Raw genomic sequence first — 17177 nt, forward strand, 5'->3', positions numbered from 1 at the left:
CTCCGTGGGTACGGCTTCGGTGGCGTACTGGAGGGCGAGTGGTCGTTCAGCTCGGCGGTGGGGGCGCCACCGATCGGATCGCGCGCCCCGCCGCGTCCGGCCATGGCCCGGCAAGGGCGTCGAGGTTGAGGCCGACGTCCCGAGGGAACGCGGTCGTGCCGGACTCACCGACGTGCAGGGTCATGAGCTCCTCGGTGGCCACGGTCCGGCCGTCGAGCGTCATCTCGTGCCAGATGCGGGCGCGCTTGGCGTCGCGTTCGAGGATCACCGTCGTGACGTCGAGACTGACGTCCGGTGGGACCTCGTGCAGGTAGCGCACGTGTGCCTCGACCGTGTAGAGCGAGCAGCCGGTGGTCTCCCGGTATCGGGGGCCCATCCCGACGCGGTCCATCAGCGCGGTCGTGGCGTTCCCGAAGATCAGCACGTAGTACGGCTCGGAGAGGTGCCCGTTGTAGTCGATCCACTCCGGGACCACGCGCTCACGGTGCTGCGCGGGGCCCACGATCCGTCGCGGTGCCGGCTCAGCCATCGGTACGGCCCCGAGCGGCGGCGACCGCCCTGGTCACCGCGATGATCGCCCGGTCCCGTTCGGCGACGAGCGTGGCCATGTCCCGCCCGCCCGCCGAGGCGTGCGCGCCCGCGACCATGTCGTCCCGGAGCCGCTCGGTCAGCTCGGGGGCTTCCAGCCGCGTCCACGGCGACTTCAGCGACGGGCCGAAGTGGTCGAGCATGTGCGCCATACCGCCCTCGCCGCCCGCGAGGTGGAACGTGAGGCACGGGCCGTGCACCGGCCACCGCAGGCCGGGGCCGTCGGTGATCGACAGGTCGATCTGTTCGACCGTCGCCTCACCCTCGGCCACCATGTGCAGTGCCTCCCGCCAGATCGCCTCCTGGAGGCGGTTGGCGATGAAGCCGGGCAGCTCCTGATCCATCTGGATCACCGACTTGCCGATGTGCCGGTAGAACTCCGCCGCCCGGGACACCGCCCAGTCCTCGGTGCCCTTCCCCCCGACGACCTCGACCAGCGGGATCAGGTAGGGCGGGTTGAACGGGTGCCCGACGACGAGCCGGGAGGGATCCGCGGCGGAGGTCGCCATGTCCGACATCGGGTAGCCCGAGGTGGACGACGCGATCACGACGTCGTCCGCGGTCGCGGCGGCCAGCTCGGCCAGCAGCGTGCGCTTGAGCTCCAGGTCCTCCGGTGCGCTCTCCTGCACGAAGCCCACACCCTCGACCGCTTCGGCGACGGTGGGGACCATCTCCCACGCGTCGGGGCTCGCGCCGGGGGCCAGGCCCAGCTCGGTCAACGCCGGCCATGCGGCGCCGATCAGGCGGCGCAGCCTGTCCTCGGCACCGGCGCCGGGATCCCAGGCCCGCACCCGGTAGCCGCGGGCGAGGAAGTAGGCGACCCAGCCGCCTCCGATGACTCCGGCGCCGATGCAGGCGACGGTGTCGATGTCCGAGACCGGGCGCAACGAGGGCGACTCAGACACCGACGCGCTCCTTCAGGCCGAGGATGGACCGTGCGCGGTCCGGCCCGGCGACCTCGGCGCCGAGCCCGCGCACGATCTCCACCGCGCGTTCGACCAGCTGGGCGTTGGTGGCCTTGATGCCCTTGCCGAGGTAGAGGTTGTCCTCGAGCCCGACCCGCACATGTCCGCCGAGCAGTGCCGACTGCGCGACCCAGGGAAGCTGGTTACGTCCGATCGCGAACGAGGCGAACTGTGAGCCCTCCGGCAGCATGTTCACCATCGCGGCCAGCAGCCCCGGATCGACCGGCGCGCCGTACGGGATTCCCATGCACAGCTGGAACAGCGGCGGAGCGTCGATCAGCCCCTCCTCGACCATCTTGGAGGCGAACCACAGGTGCCCGGTGTCGAAGATCTCCAGCTCCGGCTTCACCCCGAGCTCCTGGACCCGCTTGGCGCCGATGCGCAGCATGTCCGGGGTCGACACGTACAGCTGGCTGCCCTCACCGAAGTTGAGCGAACCGCAGTCGAGCGTGCAGATGTCCGGCAGCAGCTCCTCCACGTGCGGGAGCCGCTCCAGCGCATTGACCAGGTCGGTGCCGTCGATCGGCTTGAGCGGGTCGTCACCGTCGATCACCAGGTCACCACCCATGCCGGCGGTCAGGTTGATGACCATGTCGACGCCGGAGTCACGGATCCGGCTCACGGTCTCCCGGTAGAGCGACACGGCGCGCGAGCCCTGGCCGGTCTCGACGTCGCGCACGTGGATGTGGACGACGGCGGCACCCGCCTCGGCGGCGGCGATGGCATCCGCCGCGATCTGGGCGGGCGTGACCGGGACGTGCGGGCTCTTGCCCACCGTGTCACCGGCACCGGTCACCGCACAGGTGATGATCACGTCACGGTTCATGCGTTCTCCAGGTTCTCGCTCGTCGGTGTGACCCCGGCGCGCAGAACGCTCCGGTCGATGAACTCGTGCAGGGTGGCGCGCATGCCGTCCACGGTGGCGCCGGGCGTTCCCGCCATCACCTGGATGCCGAGGCCGTCGATCAGCGCGGTCAGCTGGCGGGCCAGCAGCTCCGCGCCGCCCGGGACGAACATTCCGGTCTCCGCGCCGTGCTCCAGCGTCATCCGGACCGTGCGGTACCAGCGGTCGTAGGACTCCCACTGCAGCGAACGGCGGGACGGGTCGATCGCGGCCTCGGACCAGACCTGCATCCAGATCGACCACTCCCGGCGCAGCACCGTGCCGTTGGGCAGCTGCAGGTCGATCAGGCGCAGCAGCCGGAGGTAGGGATCGGTGACGTCGCCCAGTTCGGCGACCTGCCGGTCGAACGCGAGCTTCACGTTGTGGCGTAACGCTTCGTCCAGCAGCGCGGAGCGGCTGGGGAAGTGGTAGTGGATGGCGGCGGTGCTGGTCCCGCAGGCCCGCGCGACGTCGGCGGTGCGAACCCGGTGATACCCGTGCTCGGCGATCAGCACCCACGCCGCCTCGAGGATGCGGCGCCGGGCCCGAGCCCCCCGGCCCTCGGCCGCGGTGCTGTCGGTTCGTGTGGCGCCGCCGGGCAGAGCGGTGTGGGTGTAGGCGTCGTCCCGGCCGTGCAGGAGCCAGTTGACCGTGACGCCCGCGCGGTCGGCGATCGTCACGAGCTCCTGCGCACTGAACCGGCGGCGCCCCGCGAGCGCCTTGGACAGCTTGGTCTCGTCGAGCCCGATGTCCTCGGCGAAGCTGCGCTGGGTACCCCCGCTCGCCTCGATCAGCTCCCGCACCCGCTCGGCCACCTGGCTCGAGTCGGGAGCGACCTCCGGTTCCGGCATGGGCGAATACTAGAGACGAACTTGCCCAGATCGCAAGACACTTGCGACAAAGAACGGCATACCTGCAGGCTAAGCCATGAGTTGCGCTAACTCTGACTGGATGTCCAGTCAGTTTAGAGTAGAACTATCGAGTCGGTGCAAGATCACCCCACCAGCAACACGGGCAACGCGCGGGCCGACCTCGCAGAGGTTCATGTCGCGTCGCAGATGTTGCAACATCTGCGACGCAACACGTAGCTCTGCGAGGCGGGACAAAAGCGACCACAGAGACTCATGGGACTACGCGCAGCGCGCGAGGGCACAGCCCGATGCGCAAAGACAGCGCCATCGGCACGCCACCCCGTACGGCATGCACGCCACCTGCGAGTGGACACACACACCACCCCCTTCCCCGCGATCCTGGCTAAGCACTTGGCGTGGCCGCCCGCTGTCAACCCTGAAACCTCGCCCCCGAGCCCGCGCAACCAGGAACCCGCGCGAGGCCGGCGAAGCCGGGGGTTGAGAGCGGGCGGCCACGCCAAGCACACTGAAAGCCAGCGGGGAAACCCCGAACTCGGAGAACCCGCCGGACAGACCGGGGCAGAAATGCACGAACTCCGCACACCGGCAGGTGTGCGGAGTTCGGCGGGAAAGCAGCAGGGGCCGGTCAGAAGCCGTAGGGGGACGGGGCTCCCGGCGTCATCCCGGTCTGGTCCGACGGCACGCACTGCTGCGTGTTCTGGGGGTTGAGCGTGTAGCCGGGCGGGCACTGAGCAGCTTGGTACGAGACCGCCGGCGTCGCCATGGCAGCCGTGCCGACGAGCCCCAGGCTCGCGGCGACCGCGCCGACAACCAGACATCCGCGGATGCGCGACATGATCCAATCCTTTCTCGAACACACCAACGTGGGCTGCTGAGCCGGTCCGACGATCACCGTGTGATCAGGACAGTAGAAGTCTGGTCAGCGCGTGGTCAACGAAACTCAGCGTCCCTTAGGTAAGGTTTAACCGTACTCTAAAAACTGCAGGTCAGGGTTACCTAAGTCAGTGGATCGTTCACACCCGTGTGGTGATCGACTAGATCACGCTGAGTACTACGGTCGCGGTGGCGAACAGCGCGACCCAGCCCTCGAACACCGTCCGCAGCCACCGTGGGGCCGACCGTAGCTCCATGAAGTCCAGACCGACGAAACGGATCTTGGCGAAGGCCACGACGAGGACGATCCCGGTGGCGATCCGTCTTCCGGTGGCACCGGTGAGCCCGTGGTCGGTGCCCAGCCACCAGGTGAGGAGCGTGGCCAGGAACAGCCCGGCCCAGACCAGCGTCGCCCGCGAGCGGACGAGGTCGTTCACGTCAGCACCACCAGGTAGAGCAGGGGGAACAGCACGATCCAGAGCAGGTCGACCATGTGCCAGTAGACGGCCGCGCCCTCCGCGAACAGCATCCGGTCCCTGGTCACCGTCGCCGCTCGAATCCTGCGCCACAGCACCGTCAACAACGTCGCGCCGATGACGAGGTGCAGGAGATGGATCCCGGTGAGCACGAAGTAGTACGTGAAGAAAAGGTTCTCGCCGGGACCGTGGCCGGCCGCGGCCTCCCCGCTGTACTCGACGACCTTGAGCGCGGCGAACACGATCGCCATCCCGATGGCGACGGCCACACAGCGCAGGGCCTGCGCTCGACGGTCCCGTCGCAGTGCGCTCATCGCGAACGCGACGAACACCGAGCTCGTGATCAGCACCAGCGTGTTGACCGCGCCGATGGTCTGGTCGAGCGCCGCCCGCGACTGCGCGAACAGCGCCGGCATCTGGTGACCCGTGACCAGGAACGCGCAGAAGAACACCCCGAACAAGGTCATGTCGCCGAGGATGAAGACCCACAGCCCCGTCTCACCGGGAACGTGGCCCTCCGGTGCCGGGCGTGCCCGGGGCGGAGCGATCGGCCGCGGCGGTCGTTCGCGGAGGAAGAGCGGGCGGTCGGAGTCGGCGCTGCGCGACGACACGTCGTTGGTCACGCGGCGACTCGCGGCGTATCGACGGTCGCGTCCTCCGCCGCTTCGTCGAGCACCGCTCGTCTGATCGTCAGTCCCATGACGATCGCCCATGCGGCGTAGGCGGCCGCGCCCAGCCAGAAGCAGAAGATGCCCTGCCAGGCGAACGGGCCGTTCTTGAAGAAGTAGGAACAGACCGCCGGACAGAACAGGAACGCGATCCAGAGGTTGGTGTAGCCGACCCAGCGGGGAAGTACCGGCCGGGCGGCCCCGTCGCCGAGGATCGCCAGCCCGATGACCACCGTCTGGACGACGAACGGCCCGATCGGGGTCAGGAAGAGCAACCAGGCCAGGTCGTTCAGGGTCACTGTGAGCTCGGGGGAACGGTCCGGCCGGAACGCCACGATGTTGAGCATGATGGTCGGCACGATCAGGAGAATCCAGGTCACCGCGCCGGTGATCAGCTGAATGAAGGTGAGGATCGGCGCCCGACCCTCCATCCTGAGCATCTGGATCGCGACGACGGCGCTGAGCAGACCACCGCCGGACATCCCGATGGTCGCGAGCAGCAGTCCGGCGCGGATGGCCGAAGGATCGTCCGAGTAGAACGCCATGATCTGCGCGGCGCTGTCGTTGGCGGCGGGCGGGATCGGCAGGATGCCCGCGAGGATCCAGCCCAGGAACACGGCGGCGACCATGACGGGCCCGGACCACGCGCAGGCGAGCTGAACCTTGCTGGACGGACCGAGTGAGGTCGTCTTGCCGGCCATGATCTCCCCTTACCGTCGTCCGAGGGCGAAATTTAAGGGAGATTAGATACGGTGTCAACGACCCGGTCGGGTTCCCTGTCCGACGTCGGCGGCGACCCGGAAGCCGATGTTCCCGGCCGAGCTGTCAGGTGAGTTCGAGGTCCTTGCGGCCACCCGGTAGCGGTTGCAGTACGACGAATGGCACAGGTAGGACCCGCCGCGCATCGCCCTCGGGTCGTCGGCCTGCTCGACGCCGGACGGCGGGGCGAACGGCTCCGAGGTCCATTCCCACACATTGCCCACCATGTTGAACAGGCCGTAGCCGTTGGGCCGGTACTCCTTGACCGGAGCCGTCCCGAGATGGCCGTCGTCGAGCGTGTTGACGGTGGGGAACTCTCCCTGCCAGATGTTGCAGCGATGCCGTCCGTGATCGGTCAGGGTGTCGCCCCACGGGTAGCGGGCCTGCTCGAGACCGCCCCGGGCGGCGAACTCCCATTCGGCCTCGGTGGGCAAGCGTGTCCCCGACCAGGCGCAGAACGCCACCGCGTCGTGCCAGGACACGTGCACCACCGGATGGTTGCGGCGGTCGCCCACGGTCGAGCCGGGCCCTTCCGGGGCCCGCCACGACGCTCCCGATACGGCGACCCACCACGGCGCGTCGACGGCGCGCGCGGTCGAGATCGCCCGCCCGGGCGGGAGGAGCCGGTCGAACACGAACGACCAGCCGTAGCGTTCCGCGTCGGTGCGGTGACCCGTCGCCCGAACGAATGCGGCGAATCGGGCGTTCGTGACGGCGACGGCATCGATCTGGAACGCGGCCACGTCGACCGGCCGGATCGGCGCCTCGCCGTCGGCCGGGTTGATGTCGGCGTCCTCGCTGCCCATCAGGAACCTGCCGCCCGCCAGCGACACCAGCGAGGTGGCCGGCCGCGCGCGGACCAGCACGGTGAAGTCGCGGGACGGGGGCGTCCCGCGCCCGCCCGACCCGCGACCCGAGCAGCACGTCACTGTGACGTCATGACGCGTCGGACAAGGCCCTCGTAGCTCTCCGGTCGGTCCTGCTCTTCGAGGTCGATCCGCACGGTGTGAACGGTGCCGGTGAACCGGTTGTCGATCTCGGGATAGTCGTCGGTGACCGGCGTGCCCAGATCCACACCCACGTCGAGGGTCTCGTCGAACGAGAAGTAGTAGGGGATCGTCCGATCGACGCGGCCCACGGCCTGCTTGGCGCCGTCGACGCTCAGGACGACGCCGCCGCCCTTGCCGAGGCCGCCACCGTCGTAGGTGAAGTCCATGCGGATCTCATGACGGCCGGGCCCCAGGGTGCAGCCGGTGCGCACCGTGTACCGCGACAGGCCGAAGTAGTTGTAGACATAGCAGGCCCGCCCGGCCACGCAGTAGAGCGACCAGCCGCCGAAACGTCCGCCCTGGGCGATGACGACGCCTTCGGTGTCGGCCTCGTCGATCCCGATGTCGGCGATGATGCTGTGCGACCGGTTCTTCACGTTGGGCGTCGTCTCCTCGGTGAACCTGCGCATGCCACCGCGGTAGGTGACGGAGGTGCGTGCACCCAGCAGGTCCACCCGGCCCGCCATGGTCGGGTTCTCCCGTTCGGTGACCCGGTCGTCCAACGGGAACACCTGGTGCTTGGCCGCCTCGATCAGGAACAGGTCTCGCAACCGGCGCAGCTTCTCGGGATGCTCAGCCGCGAGATCGTGCGCCTGGCTCCAGTCGGTGTCCAGGTCGTAGAGCTCCCAGACGTCGTCGGCGAAGCGTCTGGTGGCCGACGGGACCATCTCCCAGGGGACACCGTGGCGGGTCACCGCCATCCAGCCCTCGTGGTAGATGCCGCGATTGCCGCACATCTCGAAGTACTGCGTCCGGCGCCGGTCGGCCGCGTCGGCCGCGCCGAAGGTGTAGCGCATGCTGATGCCCTCGATGGGCTTCTGGGTGACGCCGTCGACACTGGTGGGACGGGGGAGCCCGGCGCAGTCCAGGATCGTCGGCAGCACGTCGATGACGTGGTGGAACTGGTGGCGAAGGCCGCCCCGGTCGGAGATCTCCCGGGGCCAGTGGACGATCAGGCCGTCGCGGATGCCGCCGAGGTGCGAGGCGACCTGCTTGGTCCACTGGTACGGGGTGTTGAGCGCGAGCGCCCAGCCGACCGGCGCGATCGGGTACGTGGAGGGGTCGCCGATCGCGTCGATGTCGTCGATCATGAGGTCCGGGTCGTCGACGATGCCGTGGCCAAGCCGGTGCTCGACGGTGCTGCCCTCGATGCCGCCTTCGCCGGACGCGCCGTTGTCGCCGAGCAGATAGACGAACACGGTGTTGTCCAGCTCGCCGAGCGCCTCCAGTGCGTCGACGAACCGGCCGACCTGCGCGTCCGCGTGTTCGGTGAAACCGGCGAAGGTCTCCATGAAACGGGCGGACAGGGCTCGCTGGTTCTCGGTCAGCTCGTCCCAATGCGGGACGCCGGTGGCCCAGCCGGCCAGCTCGGTGTCCGGCGCGACCACTCCCAGTCGCCGCTGGCGGTGCAGCGTCTGTTCTCGCTGGCGATCCCAGCCGTGGTCGAACCGGCCGCGGTACCTCCGCTGCCATTCAGGTGCGACGTGCAGTGGAGCGTGCGAGGCACCGAATGCCAGGTAGGTGAAGAACGGGCGGTCCGGGGTGAGCGTCCGTTGCACGCGTATCCAGTCGATGGCGTGGTCGGCCAGGTCCTCGGACAGGTGGTAGCCGTCCTCGGGGCGCCGGTCCGGTTCCACCGGCGTGGTGCCCTCGTAGAGCAAGGGGTACCAGTGGTTCATCTCCGCGCCCATGAACCCGTAGAAGTGATCGAACCCTTCACCGGTCGGCCACCGCTCGAACGGGCCGACCGGGCTGATCTCCCTCGGGGGCGTCTGGTGCCATTTACCGAATGCCGCCGTGCTGTAGCCGTTGGCCTGGAGGATTCGCGCCATCGTGGCGGCGCTGCGTGGGCGGAACCCGGTGTAACCGGGTGCCGACGTCGCCATCTCGGTCGTCCCACCCATCCCGACCGAGTGATGATTGCGCCCGGTCAACAGCGCCTGACGGGTGGGCGAGCAGAGCGCCGTCACATGGAACCGCGTGTAGCGCAGCCCGTCGTCCGCCAGCCGCTGCGCGGTCGGCATGTGGCACGGGCCGCCGAACGCGCTCGACGTGCCGAAGCCGAGGTCGTCCAGTACGACGACCACCACGTTCGGCGCGTCGGGCGGCGCCTCGACGGGGAGGACCGGGGCGAACGTGTTCGTGTCGTCGTCGATCCCCAGGCTCGTCACGACGTCCGCCACCGTCTCCGGCTCGGGAAGTATGTGTCGATCGGCGCGGAAGCTGCTCATACCCGGCTGCGTCTCCTCACTGCTGACAGGTGGTGGGCCACCGATGGATTCGTATGTCGATCCCGGTGCGCCGCTATTCGACCCGCATTCCACAAATCATTTCGATAGTGGAATAGTCACGACGTGTCGCGAGGGGGAATGGGTCGGCGCTGGCGGTATCGTCACACGTGGCCGCCGCTACGGTCAACGAGGTGCGCGGGCGTGCTCAGTGCGATTTCTGATGCGCCCGATAGACGCCGACTATCGGGTCGCCGAAAGGTGATCCTGGACAGTGGTGTGCGCAGGCAGGTACAACCTTTCCATGAGTTCGCCGCGCCACCCGATCGCGACCTGAGATGGAACGTCGCCAGCTCGAGTACTTCCTGGCCGTCGTCGCGCACGGTGGTTTCACCAACGCCGCGCGCACGCTGCACGTGTCGCAGCCCTCGCTGTCCCACGCAATCGCGTCGCTCGAGGCCGAGCTGGGCGGCATGCTGTTCCACCGGCTGCCGCACGGTGTCGTGCTGACCCCGGCGGGGCAGGCGCTCGTCGGCCCCGCCCGCCAGGTCGCCCGTGACCTCGTCACCGCCACGGCATCGGTGCGGGAGGTCCTCGGACTGTCCGGTGGCCGGCTGGACATCGTCGCCCAGACGACTCTCGCGGTCGACCCGCTGGCGGGCATGGTGGGGCGGTTCGTGAGTCTGTACCCGAAGGTCGGGGTACGGATATCCGACCCCGACGAGTCCGGTGCCGAGCACATGGTGCGCACCGGCGAGCGCGAGTTGGGCCTGGTGAAATCGACACTCCCGGCACGCGAGCTCGACGGCCTCGAACTGGCCGACCAGGAGCTGCGACTGGTACTGCCGCCCGTGGACGTCCGGTGCGCGCTGCCGGATGTGGCACCCGTGGCGAGCCACCGCGAGCTGACCGCACTGTCGTTCGTGACCACTCCGGAAGGCACCGCGACGCGTGTCCTGCTGGAGGAGACGGTGCGGGCCCTCGGGTCCGAACCGCGCATCGCGGTCGAGACCGCGCACCGGGCGATGATGGTGCCGCTCGTGCTCGCCGGCGCGGGCGCGGCACTGCTGCCCAGGTCGATGGCGGCCGACGCCGAGGCCAAGGGCGCCCGGGTCCATCTCATCGAACCGGCCCTGCGCTACCGAGGTCGTCTCGTGTGGCGGTCCGGTCCGCTCTCGCCGGCGGCACGCACTTTCGTGGAGCTCGCGATCAGTGACTATTCGGCGAACCCGCACGCGATTCCGGCCGTCGGCGGCGAGTCATAGGTGGGGTGAATGGCATGAATAGAAATGAAGTCTGGGCCGGCGAACCGATTATGTTGCTCACCTGAGCTGACCCATGCGACTGTGATTCGACGCGTATCCCGTCATCGTTGACGAAGAGGAATTCATGGCGTTCACAGTTGTAGATGAAGCACCTGTCACCGGATTTCATCGGAAGCTCGCGGCGTCGTGCTGCGGAGGGCCGCTCCTGGACGGCTATCTGCTCGGAATCGTCGGAATCGCGCTCACCGGAATCACCGCCGAGCTGCGGCTGACCACGACCCTCGAAGCGGTCGTGGGGGTGGCCGCCTTGGTCGGCATGTTCTTCGGTGGCCTCGTGTTCGGGCCGATCACCGACCGGATCGGCCGCAAGACGATGTACACCCTCGACCTGTTGGTGCTGATCGTCGGCTCCGCGCTCTCGGTGTTCGTCACCTCGGCGTGGCAGCTGATCGTCCTGCGGTTCGTCATCGGGATCGCGATCGCCGCCGACTACCCCATCGCCACGGCCCTGCTCACCGAGTGGCTGCCGCGTCGACGCCGTGCGCGGATGTTCACCTCGGTGATCATCGTCTGGTACGTCGGTACCGCGCTGGCCTACTTCGTCGGGTACCTGATCACCGAGTACCTGGGCAGCGCGGGGTGGCGCTGGATGCTCGCCAGCGCGGCCGTGCTGGCGGCCGCCGTGTTCCTGCTGCGGCTGGGTACGCCGGAGTCCCCTCGGTGGCTGATCAGTGCGGGCCGTGACGCCGAGGCCTGCGACGTCATCGAGAAGGCGCTGAGGACACGGGTCACCCCCGAGCAGCTGCGGGCGGGCGAGACGAGCGGCGGTGAACGGCGAGGCGACATCACGGAGCTGTTCCGAGGCATCTACCTGCGGCGGACCGTGTTCGTCGTGGTCTTCTTCACCTGCGCGATCATCCCCCTGTTCGCGCTGCTGACCTTCGGTCCACAGCTGCTCGGCTCCTTCGGTCTCGGCACCGGCAACCTCATCAACCTGGGCACCGCGGTCATCAACCTGGTGTTCGCCATCGGGTGCATACCGGCGATGCTGCTGCTGGAGAGTGTGGGACGCCGTCGGACGATCATCTGGTCGTTCGGGCTGATGGTCCTGCCGCTCCTCGCGCTGGGCGTGTGGACGCACGCCCCCGCGCCGTTCGTCGTCGGGTTCTTCTGTCTGTACGCCCTGTTCTCCGGCGGCCCCGGGATCCTGGAATGGGGATATCCCAACGAGCTGTTCCCCACCCACATCCGCGCGGCCGCGCTCGGCGTGGCCATCGCTCTGACCCGGTTCGGTGCCGCGGTCGGCACCTTCCTGGTCCCGTTGTCGTTGGCCGCCTTCGGCGTCTCGGCGACGATGTTCCTGGGAGCAGGGGTCACATTCGTCGGCTTCGTGGTCTGCCTCGCCTGGGCCGAGGAGACGCGCAACCGCACCCTGGAGGAAGCCGCGAGTCGGGGACCTCAGCACACCGAGTCGGCGTTCCCGACGCCCCACCCGGTCCAGCGTATTGCCCCATAGCCCTCACCGGCACCATCCGCGCCGCCTCTGCGAAGTCGGGCTCGATGCTGCCGGCGACGACAACAGTCGGACTTCGTCGGCGTGCGTGCACTATATGCACAGTACGTGCACGATATGCATAGGTGGTGTTAGCTTGCGAGTGCGCGGACCGGTGGTGGTCCGGCGTCGGGTTCGTGCAAGGGAGCACCATGACCACAGACGAGACCAACATCGAGGGCTCGCGCCGGCATGTGACGGAGCAGAAGGCTCGCGTCCGTATCGCTGCCGCCTCGGTCGTCGGATCGGTGCTGGAGTGGTACGACTTCTTCCTCTTCGGCGCGTCCGCGGCATTGGTGTTCAACCGGGTGTTCTTCACCGGACAGTCCACCTATGTGTCGACGCTGGCATCGTTCGCCACGTTCGCGGTCGGTTTCGCGGCACGCCCGGTGGGCGGCCTGGTCCTCGCCCACTTCGGCGACCGGATCGGCCGCAAGCCGATCCTGATGGCGACATTGCTGCTGATGGGCGTCGGGACGCTGGCGATCGGCCTGCTCCCGACCTACGACAGCATCGGTGTCTGGGCGCCGATCCTGCTGGTCTTCTTCCGAATCCTGCAGGGACTCGGGGTGGGCGCGGAGCTGGGCGGGGCCTACGTCTGGACGACCGAGGCCGCCACGCCGACCAACCGGGGTTTCTACGCGGCGCTACCCGGCGGCGGTGAGTTCATCGGCGTCGTCCTCGCGTCCGGGGCGATGGCCCTCGTCGCGTCGATGCCCGAGGCGGACTTCTTCAGCTACGGATGGCGCATCCCCTATCTGGCCTCGGTGCTCGTCGTGATCGTCGGTTTCGTACTGCGCTACACCACGGCGGAGAGCGCGGTGTTCGAGGCGGCCGTCGCCGACGGGAAGAAGCGCTCGGCACCGCTGGCGGAGGTCCTGCGCAACCACAAGCGCACGGTAGCGCTGATGATCGGCGCCGGGTGCGCGACGGCGGTGGCCTCGTACTCGATCCAGGGCTATCTCCCCGCCTACACGACCCAGCAGCTCGGCATGCCCGCCAACACCTCGGTCATCGCGATCTCGATCGCCTCCGCGGTGTCCGTCCTCGGGGTGCCGTTCTGCGGGTGGCTGTCCGACCATGTGGGCAGGCGGCCGCTGATGATGGCGGGTGGCTGCGCGATCGCCGTCTTCACCGTGCCGTTCTGGCTGCTCATCGGCACGAAGTCGCTGCCGCTGATCATCCTCGCCGTCACGCTGGGGTTCGCCGTCATGCTGAACTCGATGATCTTCGGTCCGGCCGGCTCGTTCTACTCCGAGCAGCTCCCGACCGAGGTGCGGTTCTCGGGGCTGGTGCTGTCCAGGGAGACGACGAGCGTGGTGTTCTCCGGCACCGCGCCGTTCGTCGCGACACTCCTGGTCCACGCCGGTGGCGGTACGCCGTGGCTGCTCGCCGGGTACATGGCGCTGTCCGGCATCATCACGGCGGTCTGCACGTTCTTCCTCCGGGAGACCGCACCGCGTGCCCTGCGCCGGGCCGCGCTGCGGTCGGGGGACAGTGACGGCAGCGTGCCGATCGACGTCGAGTACGCCCAGGTGCGCTGAGCGCGCGGGCGGGAGGAACGAGTGTGAGCGAAGGTCCGGACGTGGTGTGCGTCGGGGAGTCGATGATCCTGGTGGTACCGGGCGAGGGGCAGCGGCTGGCGGACGCGCGCTCGGCGGCACTCACCGTCGCGGGCGCCGAGTCGACGGTTGCGCTCTACCTCGCCGACCTCGGTCACCGGACGGGCTGGTTGAGCCGGGTCGGCGCGGACCCCCTCGGCGAGCACGTCCTCGCCGAGATCGGCGGCGGCGGAGTCGATGTGGGGCTGGTCGTGCGGGATCCCGAGGCGCCGACCGGCGTGTACTTCAAGGATCCGGCTCCCGAGGCGTCCGGTGTGTACTACTACCGGTCCGGCTCGGCGGCGTCGCGGTTGTCGACGGCCGACCTCGATCGTCTGGACCTCCGGTCCACCCGGTTGGTCCATCTGTCCGGCGTCACGCCGGCACTGTCCGACTCCGCGGCCGAGCTGGCGACGACCCTTCTGGCGCGTGCGGGGGCCCAGGGCGTGCTGCGTTCGTTCGACGTGAACCACCGGCCCGCGCTGTGGTCCGCCACCGAGGCGGCTCCGGTCCTGCTCGAGCTGGCCAGGGCCTCGGACGTGGTGTTCGTCGGGCTCGACGAGGCCGAGGCGGTGTGGGGGACAGGTACCCCAGAGGAGACGGCCGCCCTGATCGGCGGCTCGGCCGCGGTGGTGGTCAAGGACTCCGACGTCGGCGCGACGCTCGTCGAACGAGGCCGATCGGTCTTCGTCCCCGCTGAGCCCGTCGACGTGGTGGAGCCGGTGGGCGCGGGGGATGCGTTCGCCGCCGGGTACCTGTCCGGGCTCCTGCGTGGCGCCACACCCGAGGCCCGGCTGCTGCTCGGCCACCGGGTCGCCGGATTCGCGCTGCGTTCGATGAACGATCACGCCGACGCCACCTCGCTCCGTCCGGCAGTGCTGTCATGAGCCAGGCGGTGGAGCGGGCGATCTCGATCCTGGAGATGATCAGCAAGGGGCCACAACGCCCGCAGGACGTGGCCGAGCGCTTGCAGGTCCATCGGACGACGGCGCTGCGGCTGATGCAGGACCTGGCCAAGGGTGGGCTCGCGCGCAAGAACGAGGACGGCACGTTCACCGCCGGCTACCGGCTCGCCGGTCTGGCCCACGCGGCGCTCGAACAGTTCGACCTGCGCACGATCGCTCACCCGCACCTGCGGGACCTGTGCCGCGAGCTCCAGGTGACCGTGCACATCGCCACCGTCGTCGACGACGCCGTCGTGTACGCGGACAAGATCGAACCGCACGGCAAGGTCCGCCTGTACTCGGAGATCGGCAAACCGGTACGACTGCACGCCTCAGGCGTCGGGAAGGCGATCCTGGCGTTCATGCCCCCGGCGGAACGTGCGGTGCTGCTCGACGGCTATGTCTTCGAGCGCTACACCGAGACGACCGTGGCATCACCGGACGCGTTCGTCGAGGAGCTGCGACGCATCCGGGCGCGAGGCTTCTCCACGGACGACGGCGAGTTCGAGAGCTTCGTGAACTGCATCGGTCACCCCGTGTACGACGCGACCGGCGTCGTCCGGACGGCGATCTCGGTGACCGCGATCAAGGCCGACACCGATCTGGAGGCGCTGCGCGCTCGGTTGCCGGCGATCCGCCGGACCGCCACCGCGATCTCCTCGGAACTGGGATGGACGACGTGAGCGACCCGACGAACGAGCGGTTCTTCCGGGCCGGCTTCGCGGACCTGCCGTTGATGGCGATCCTGCGCCGCTTCGACCGGCAACGCACCCTCGAACTCTGCACCCGCGCCTGGGATCACGGGATCCCCATGGTCGAGATCCCGGTGCAGTCTCCGGACGCCGTCGCGGCGCTGACCGCCGCGACCCGGGCCGGCGCCGAACGAGGTGCCTCGGTCGGCGCCGGGACCGTCACGACGATCGAGCGGGTCGAGGCCGCCGCGAAGGCGGGCGCCGCGTTCACCGTGGCGCCGGGCTTCTCCCGCCGGGTCGCCGAGGCGTCCATCGCCGCCGGGATGCCCCACCTTCCGGGCGTCGCCACGGCGTCGGAGATTCAGCGCGCCATGGAACTCGGGCTGACCTGGCTCAAGGCGTTCCCCGCCGCCGAGCTGGGGACATCCTGGTTCCGCGCGATGCACGGGCCGTTCCCCGAGGTCAGCTTCGTCGCGACGGGAGGCATGTCGACCGGGAACGCCGAACGGTTCCTCGCCGAGGGTGCGTCGGCCGTCTCGCTGGGCTCCGCACTGGCGGACGCGGGCCAGCTCGCCGCCCTTCCCGAGCTCGTCGACCGAGTGAGAGGTGCCCGATGAAGATCGTCGGTCTGGAGACCTTCCTCGTCGCGCCGCGCTGGTGCTTCCTCGCGGTGACCACCGACGAAGGCATCACCGGGTGGGGCGAACCGGTCGTCGAGGGACGCGCGGCCACCGTGGCGACCGCCGTGGCCGAGCTCGCGGAGTATCTGGTCGGTCAGGACCCGTTCCGCATCGAGGACCACTGGCAGGTGTTGACGAAGGGTGGCTTCTACCGGGGTGGCGCGATCCTGGCGAGCGCGGTCGCCGGCGTCGACCAGGCGTTGTGGGACATCAAGGGCAAGGCGCTCGGGGTGCCCGTCCACGACCTGCTCGGCGGTCCTGTGCGGGACCGGATGCGCAGCTACTGCTGGGTGGCGGGCGACGACCCGACCGAGGCGGCGGAACACGCGCTGGAGAAGAAGGCGCAGGGTTTCGACGCGATCAAGATGAACGGCTCGGGCTCGATGCGCGCTCTGGAGTCGAAGCGCGAGATCGACGCCATGGTGGAGCGGGTCGCCGCCGTCCGTGCCGCGGTGGGCGACGACTTCGACATCGCGGTCGACTTCCACGGCCGCACGTCCGCCGCCGTGGCCCGCGAGGTGTGCCGGCTGCTCGAGCCCCTGCACCCGTTCTTCGTGGAGGAGCCCCTGGTTCCGGAGCAGACGGCGGACTACGCGGCGATCTGCGCATCGACCACCGTGCCGATCGCGACCGGGGAACGGCTGTACTCGCGATGGGATTTCCGGGACGTCCTCGGTTCGGGCATCGCGGTGGCACAGCCCGACCTGTCCCATGCGGGCGGCATCTCCGAGTGTCGGCGGATCGCCGCGATGGCCGAGGTGCACGGGGTGGCGCTGGCGCCGCACTGTCCGCTGGGCCCGATCGCATTCGCGTCGTGTCTGCAGGTCGACTTCGCGACCCCCAACGCGCTCATCCAGGAGACCAGTCTCGGAATCCACTACAACCAGGGGTCCGACCTGCTCGACTACCTCGTGGACGCGAGCGTCTTCGAGTTCCGGGACAGCTCGGTCGCGTTGCTGACCGGCCCCGGGCTGGGCATCGAGGTCGACGAGGCGGCGGTGCGCCGGGCGGCGGAGGTCGGGCACGACTGGCGCAACCCGATCTGGCGCCACCCCGACGGGTCCTTCGCCGAATGGTGAGCC

17 protein-coding genes are annotated in these 17177 nt (G+C 69.2%); 7 read left to right on the top strand and 10 right to left on the bottom strand.

Translation table 11 applies throughout. From position 1 onward, the window contains the following. Positions 1–46: 46 nt before the first annotated feature. The 10 genes from G406_RS0109745 to G406_RS0109790 all read right to left on the bottom strand — a co-directional run bounded on the left by G406_RS0109745 (position 47) and on the right by G406_RS0109790 (position 9364). On the bottom strand, positions 47–529 hold the full coding sequence (locus tag G406_RS0109745; RefSeq protein WP_051341874.1) for a thioesterase family protein: 483 nt from the start codon (positions 527–529) through the stop codon (positions 47–49). Next, positions 522–1493 carry a 3-hydroxyacyl-CoA dehydrogenase NAD-binding domain-containing protein gene (locus tag G406_RS0109750; protein ID WP_028933680.1) on the bottom strand — a complete coding sequence of 324 codons (972 nt, stop codon included), beginning with the start codon at positions 1491–1493 and terminating at the stop codon, positions 522–524. The genes G406_RS0109745 and G406_RS0109750 overlap by 8 nt, the downstream gene beginning before the upstream one ends. After that, entirely contained in the window at positions 1486–2379 is an 894-nt protein-coding gene (locus G406_RS0109755) for a beta-keto acid cleavage family enzyme (RefSeq protein WP_028933681.1), read from the bottom strand. Before G406_RS0109755 ends, G406_RS0109750 begins: the two co-directional genes overlap by 8 nt. Continuing rightward, entirely contained in the window at positions 2376–3287 is a 912-nt protein-coding gene (locus G406_RS45860) for a TetR/AcrR family transcriptional regulator (protein ID WP_051341875.1), read from the bottom strand. Before G406_RS45860 ends, G406_RS0109755 begins: the two co-directional genes overlap by 4 nt. 646 nt (positions 3288–3933) lie before the next feature. Beyond that, the gene (locus G406_RS0109765) at positions 3934–4143 is read right to left on the bottom strand and encodes a hypothetical protein (RefSeq protein ID WP_156934760.1); all 210 of its coding nucleotides are present in this window, start codon (positions 4141–4143) and stop codon (positions 3934–3936) included. A gap of 199 nt (positions 4144–4342) precedes the next feature. Next, positions 4343–4618, bottom strand: a complete 276-nt coding sequence (locus tag G406_RS0109770; protein WP_028933683.1) for a cytochrome C oxidase subunit IV family protein — start codon at positions 4616–4618, stop codon at positions 4343–4345. Next, complete coding sequence (locus tag G406_RS0109775; protein WP_211241091.1) at positions 4615–5280, bottom strand: cytochrome c oxidase subunit 3 family protein; 666 nt, start codon at positions 5278–5280, stop codon at positions 4615–4617. The genes G406_RS0109770 and G406_RS0109775 overlap by 4 nt, the downstream gene beginning before the upstream one ends. Continuing rightward, the gene (locus G406_RS0109780) at positions 5277–6026 is read right to left on the bottom strand and encodes a hypothetical protein (RefSeq protein WP_051341876.1); all 750 of its coding nucleotides are present in this window, start codon (positions 6024–6026) and stop codon (positions 5277–5279) included. The genes G406_RS0109775 and G406_RS0109780 overlap by 4 nt, the downstream gene beginning before the upstream one ends. A 54-nt stretch (positions 6027–6080) precedes the next feature. Further along, complete coding sequence (locus tag G406_RS45865; protein WP_084215920.1) at positions 6081–7013, bottom strand: SUMF1/EgtB/PvdO family nonheme iron enzyme; 933 nt, start codon at positions 7011–7013, stop codon at positions 6081–6083. Next, the gene (locus G406_RS0109790; RefSeq protein WP_028933686.1) at positions 7010–9364 is read right to left on the bottom strand and encodes an arylsulfatase; all 2355 of its coding nucleotides are present in this window, start codon (positions 9362–9364) and stop codon (positions 7010–7012) included. Before G406_RS0109790 ends, G406_RS45865 begins: the two co-directional genes overlap by 4 nt. A 335-nt stretch (positions 9365–9699) precedes the next feature. Here G406_RS0109790 and G406_RS0109795 point away from each other — a divergent pair, with 335 nt between their 5' ends. From G406_RS0109795 to dgoD, 7 genes are all read left to right on the top strand, one after another. Further along, a complete protein-coding gene (locus G406_RS0109795; protein WP_028933687.1) occupies positions 9700–10626 on the top strand; it encodes a LysR family transcriptional regulator in 927 nt (308 codons plus the stop codon). A gap of 124 nt (positions 10627–10750) precedes the next feature. After that, positions 10751–12142, top strand: a complete 1392-nt coding sequence (locus G406_RS45870; protein WP_064742879.1) for an MFS transporter — start codon at positions 10751–10753, stop codon at positions 12140–12142. A 188-nt stretch (positions 12143–12330) separates the two neighbouring features. Continuing rightward, positions 12331–13722, top strand: a complete 1392-nt coding sequence (locus tag G406_RS45875) for an MFS transporter (protein ID WP_051341877.1) — start codon at positions 12331–12333, stop codon at positions 13720–13722. A gap of 23 nt (positions 13723–13745) precedes the next feature. After that, positions 13746–14666: a sugar kinase gene (locus G406_RS0109810; protein ID WP_028933688.1), complete on the top strand. Its 921-nt coding sequence runs from the start codon at positions 13746–13748 to the stop codon at positions 14664–14666. Next, the gene (locus tag G406_RS0109815; protein WP_028933689.1) at positions 14663–15406 is read left to right on the top strand and encodes an IclR family transcriptional regulator; all 744 of its coding nucleotides are present in this window, start codon (positions 14663–14665) and stop codon (positions 15404–15406) included. Before G406_RS0109810 ends, G406_RS0109815 begins: the two co-directional genes overlap by 4 nt. Next, the gene (locus tag G406_RS45880; protein WP_245607066.1) at positions 15403–16032 is read left to right on the top strand and encodes a bifunctional 4-hydroxy-2-oxoglutarate aldolase/2-dehydro-3-deoxy-phosphogluconate aldolase; all 630 of its coding nucleotides are present in this window, start codon (positions 15403–15405) and stop codon (positions 16030–16032) included. Before G406_RS0109815 ends, G406_RS45880 begins: the two co-directional genes overlap by 4 nt. Further along, complete coding sequence (dgoD, locus tag G406_RS0109825) at positions 16029–17174, top strand: galactonate dehydratase (protein ID WP_028933691.1); 1146 nt, start codon at positions 16029–16031, stop codon at positions 17172–17174. Before G406_RS45880 ends, dgoD begins: the two co-directional genes overlap by 4 nt. Positions 17175–17177 lie beyond the last annotated feature (3 nt).

It is taken from the genome of Actinospineispora spinosispora DSM 44797 (assembly GCF_000429025.1).
Taxonomy (GTDB): domain Bacteria; phylum Actinomycetota; class Actinomycetes; order Mycobacteriales; family Pseudonocardiaceae; genus Pseudonocardia; species Pseudonocardia spinosispora.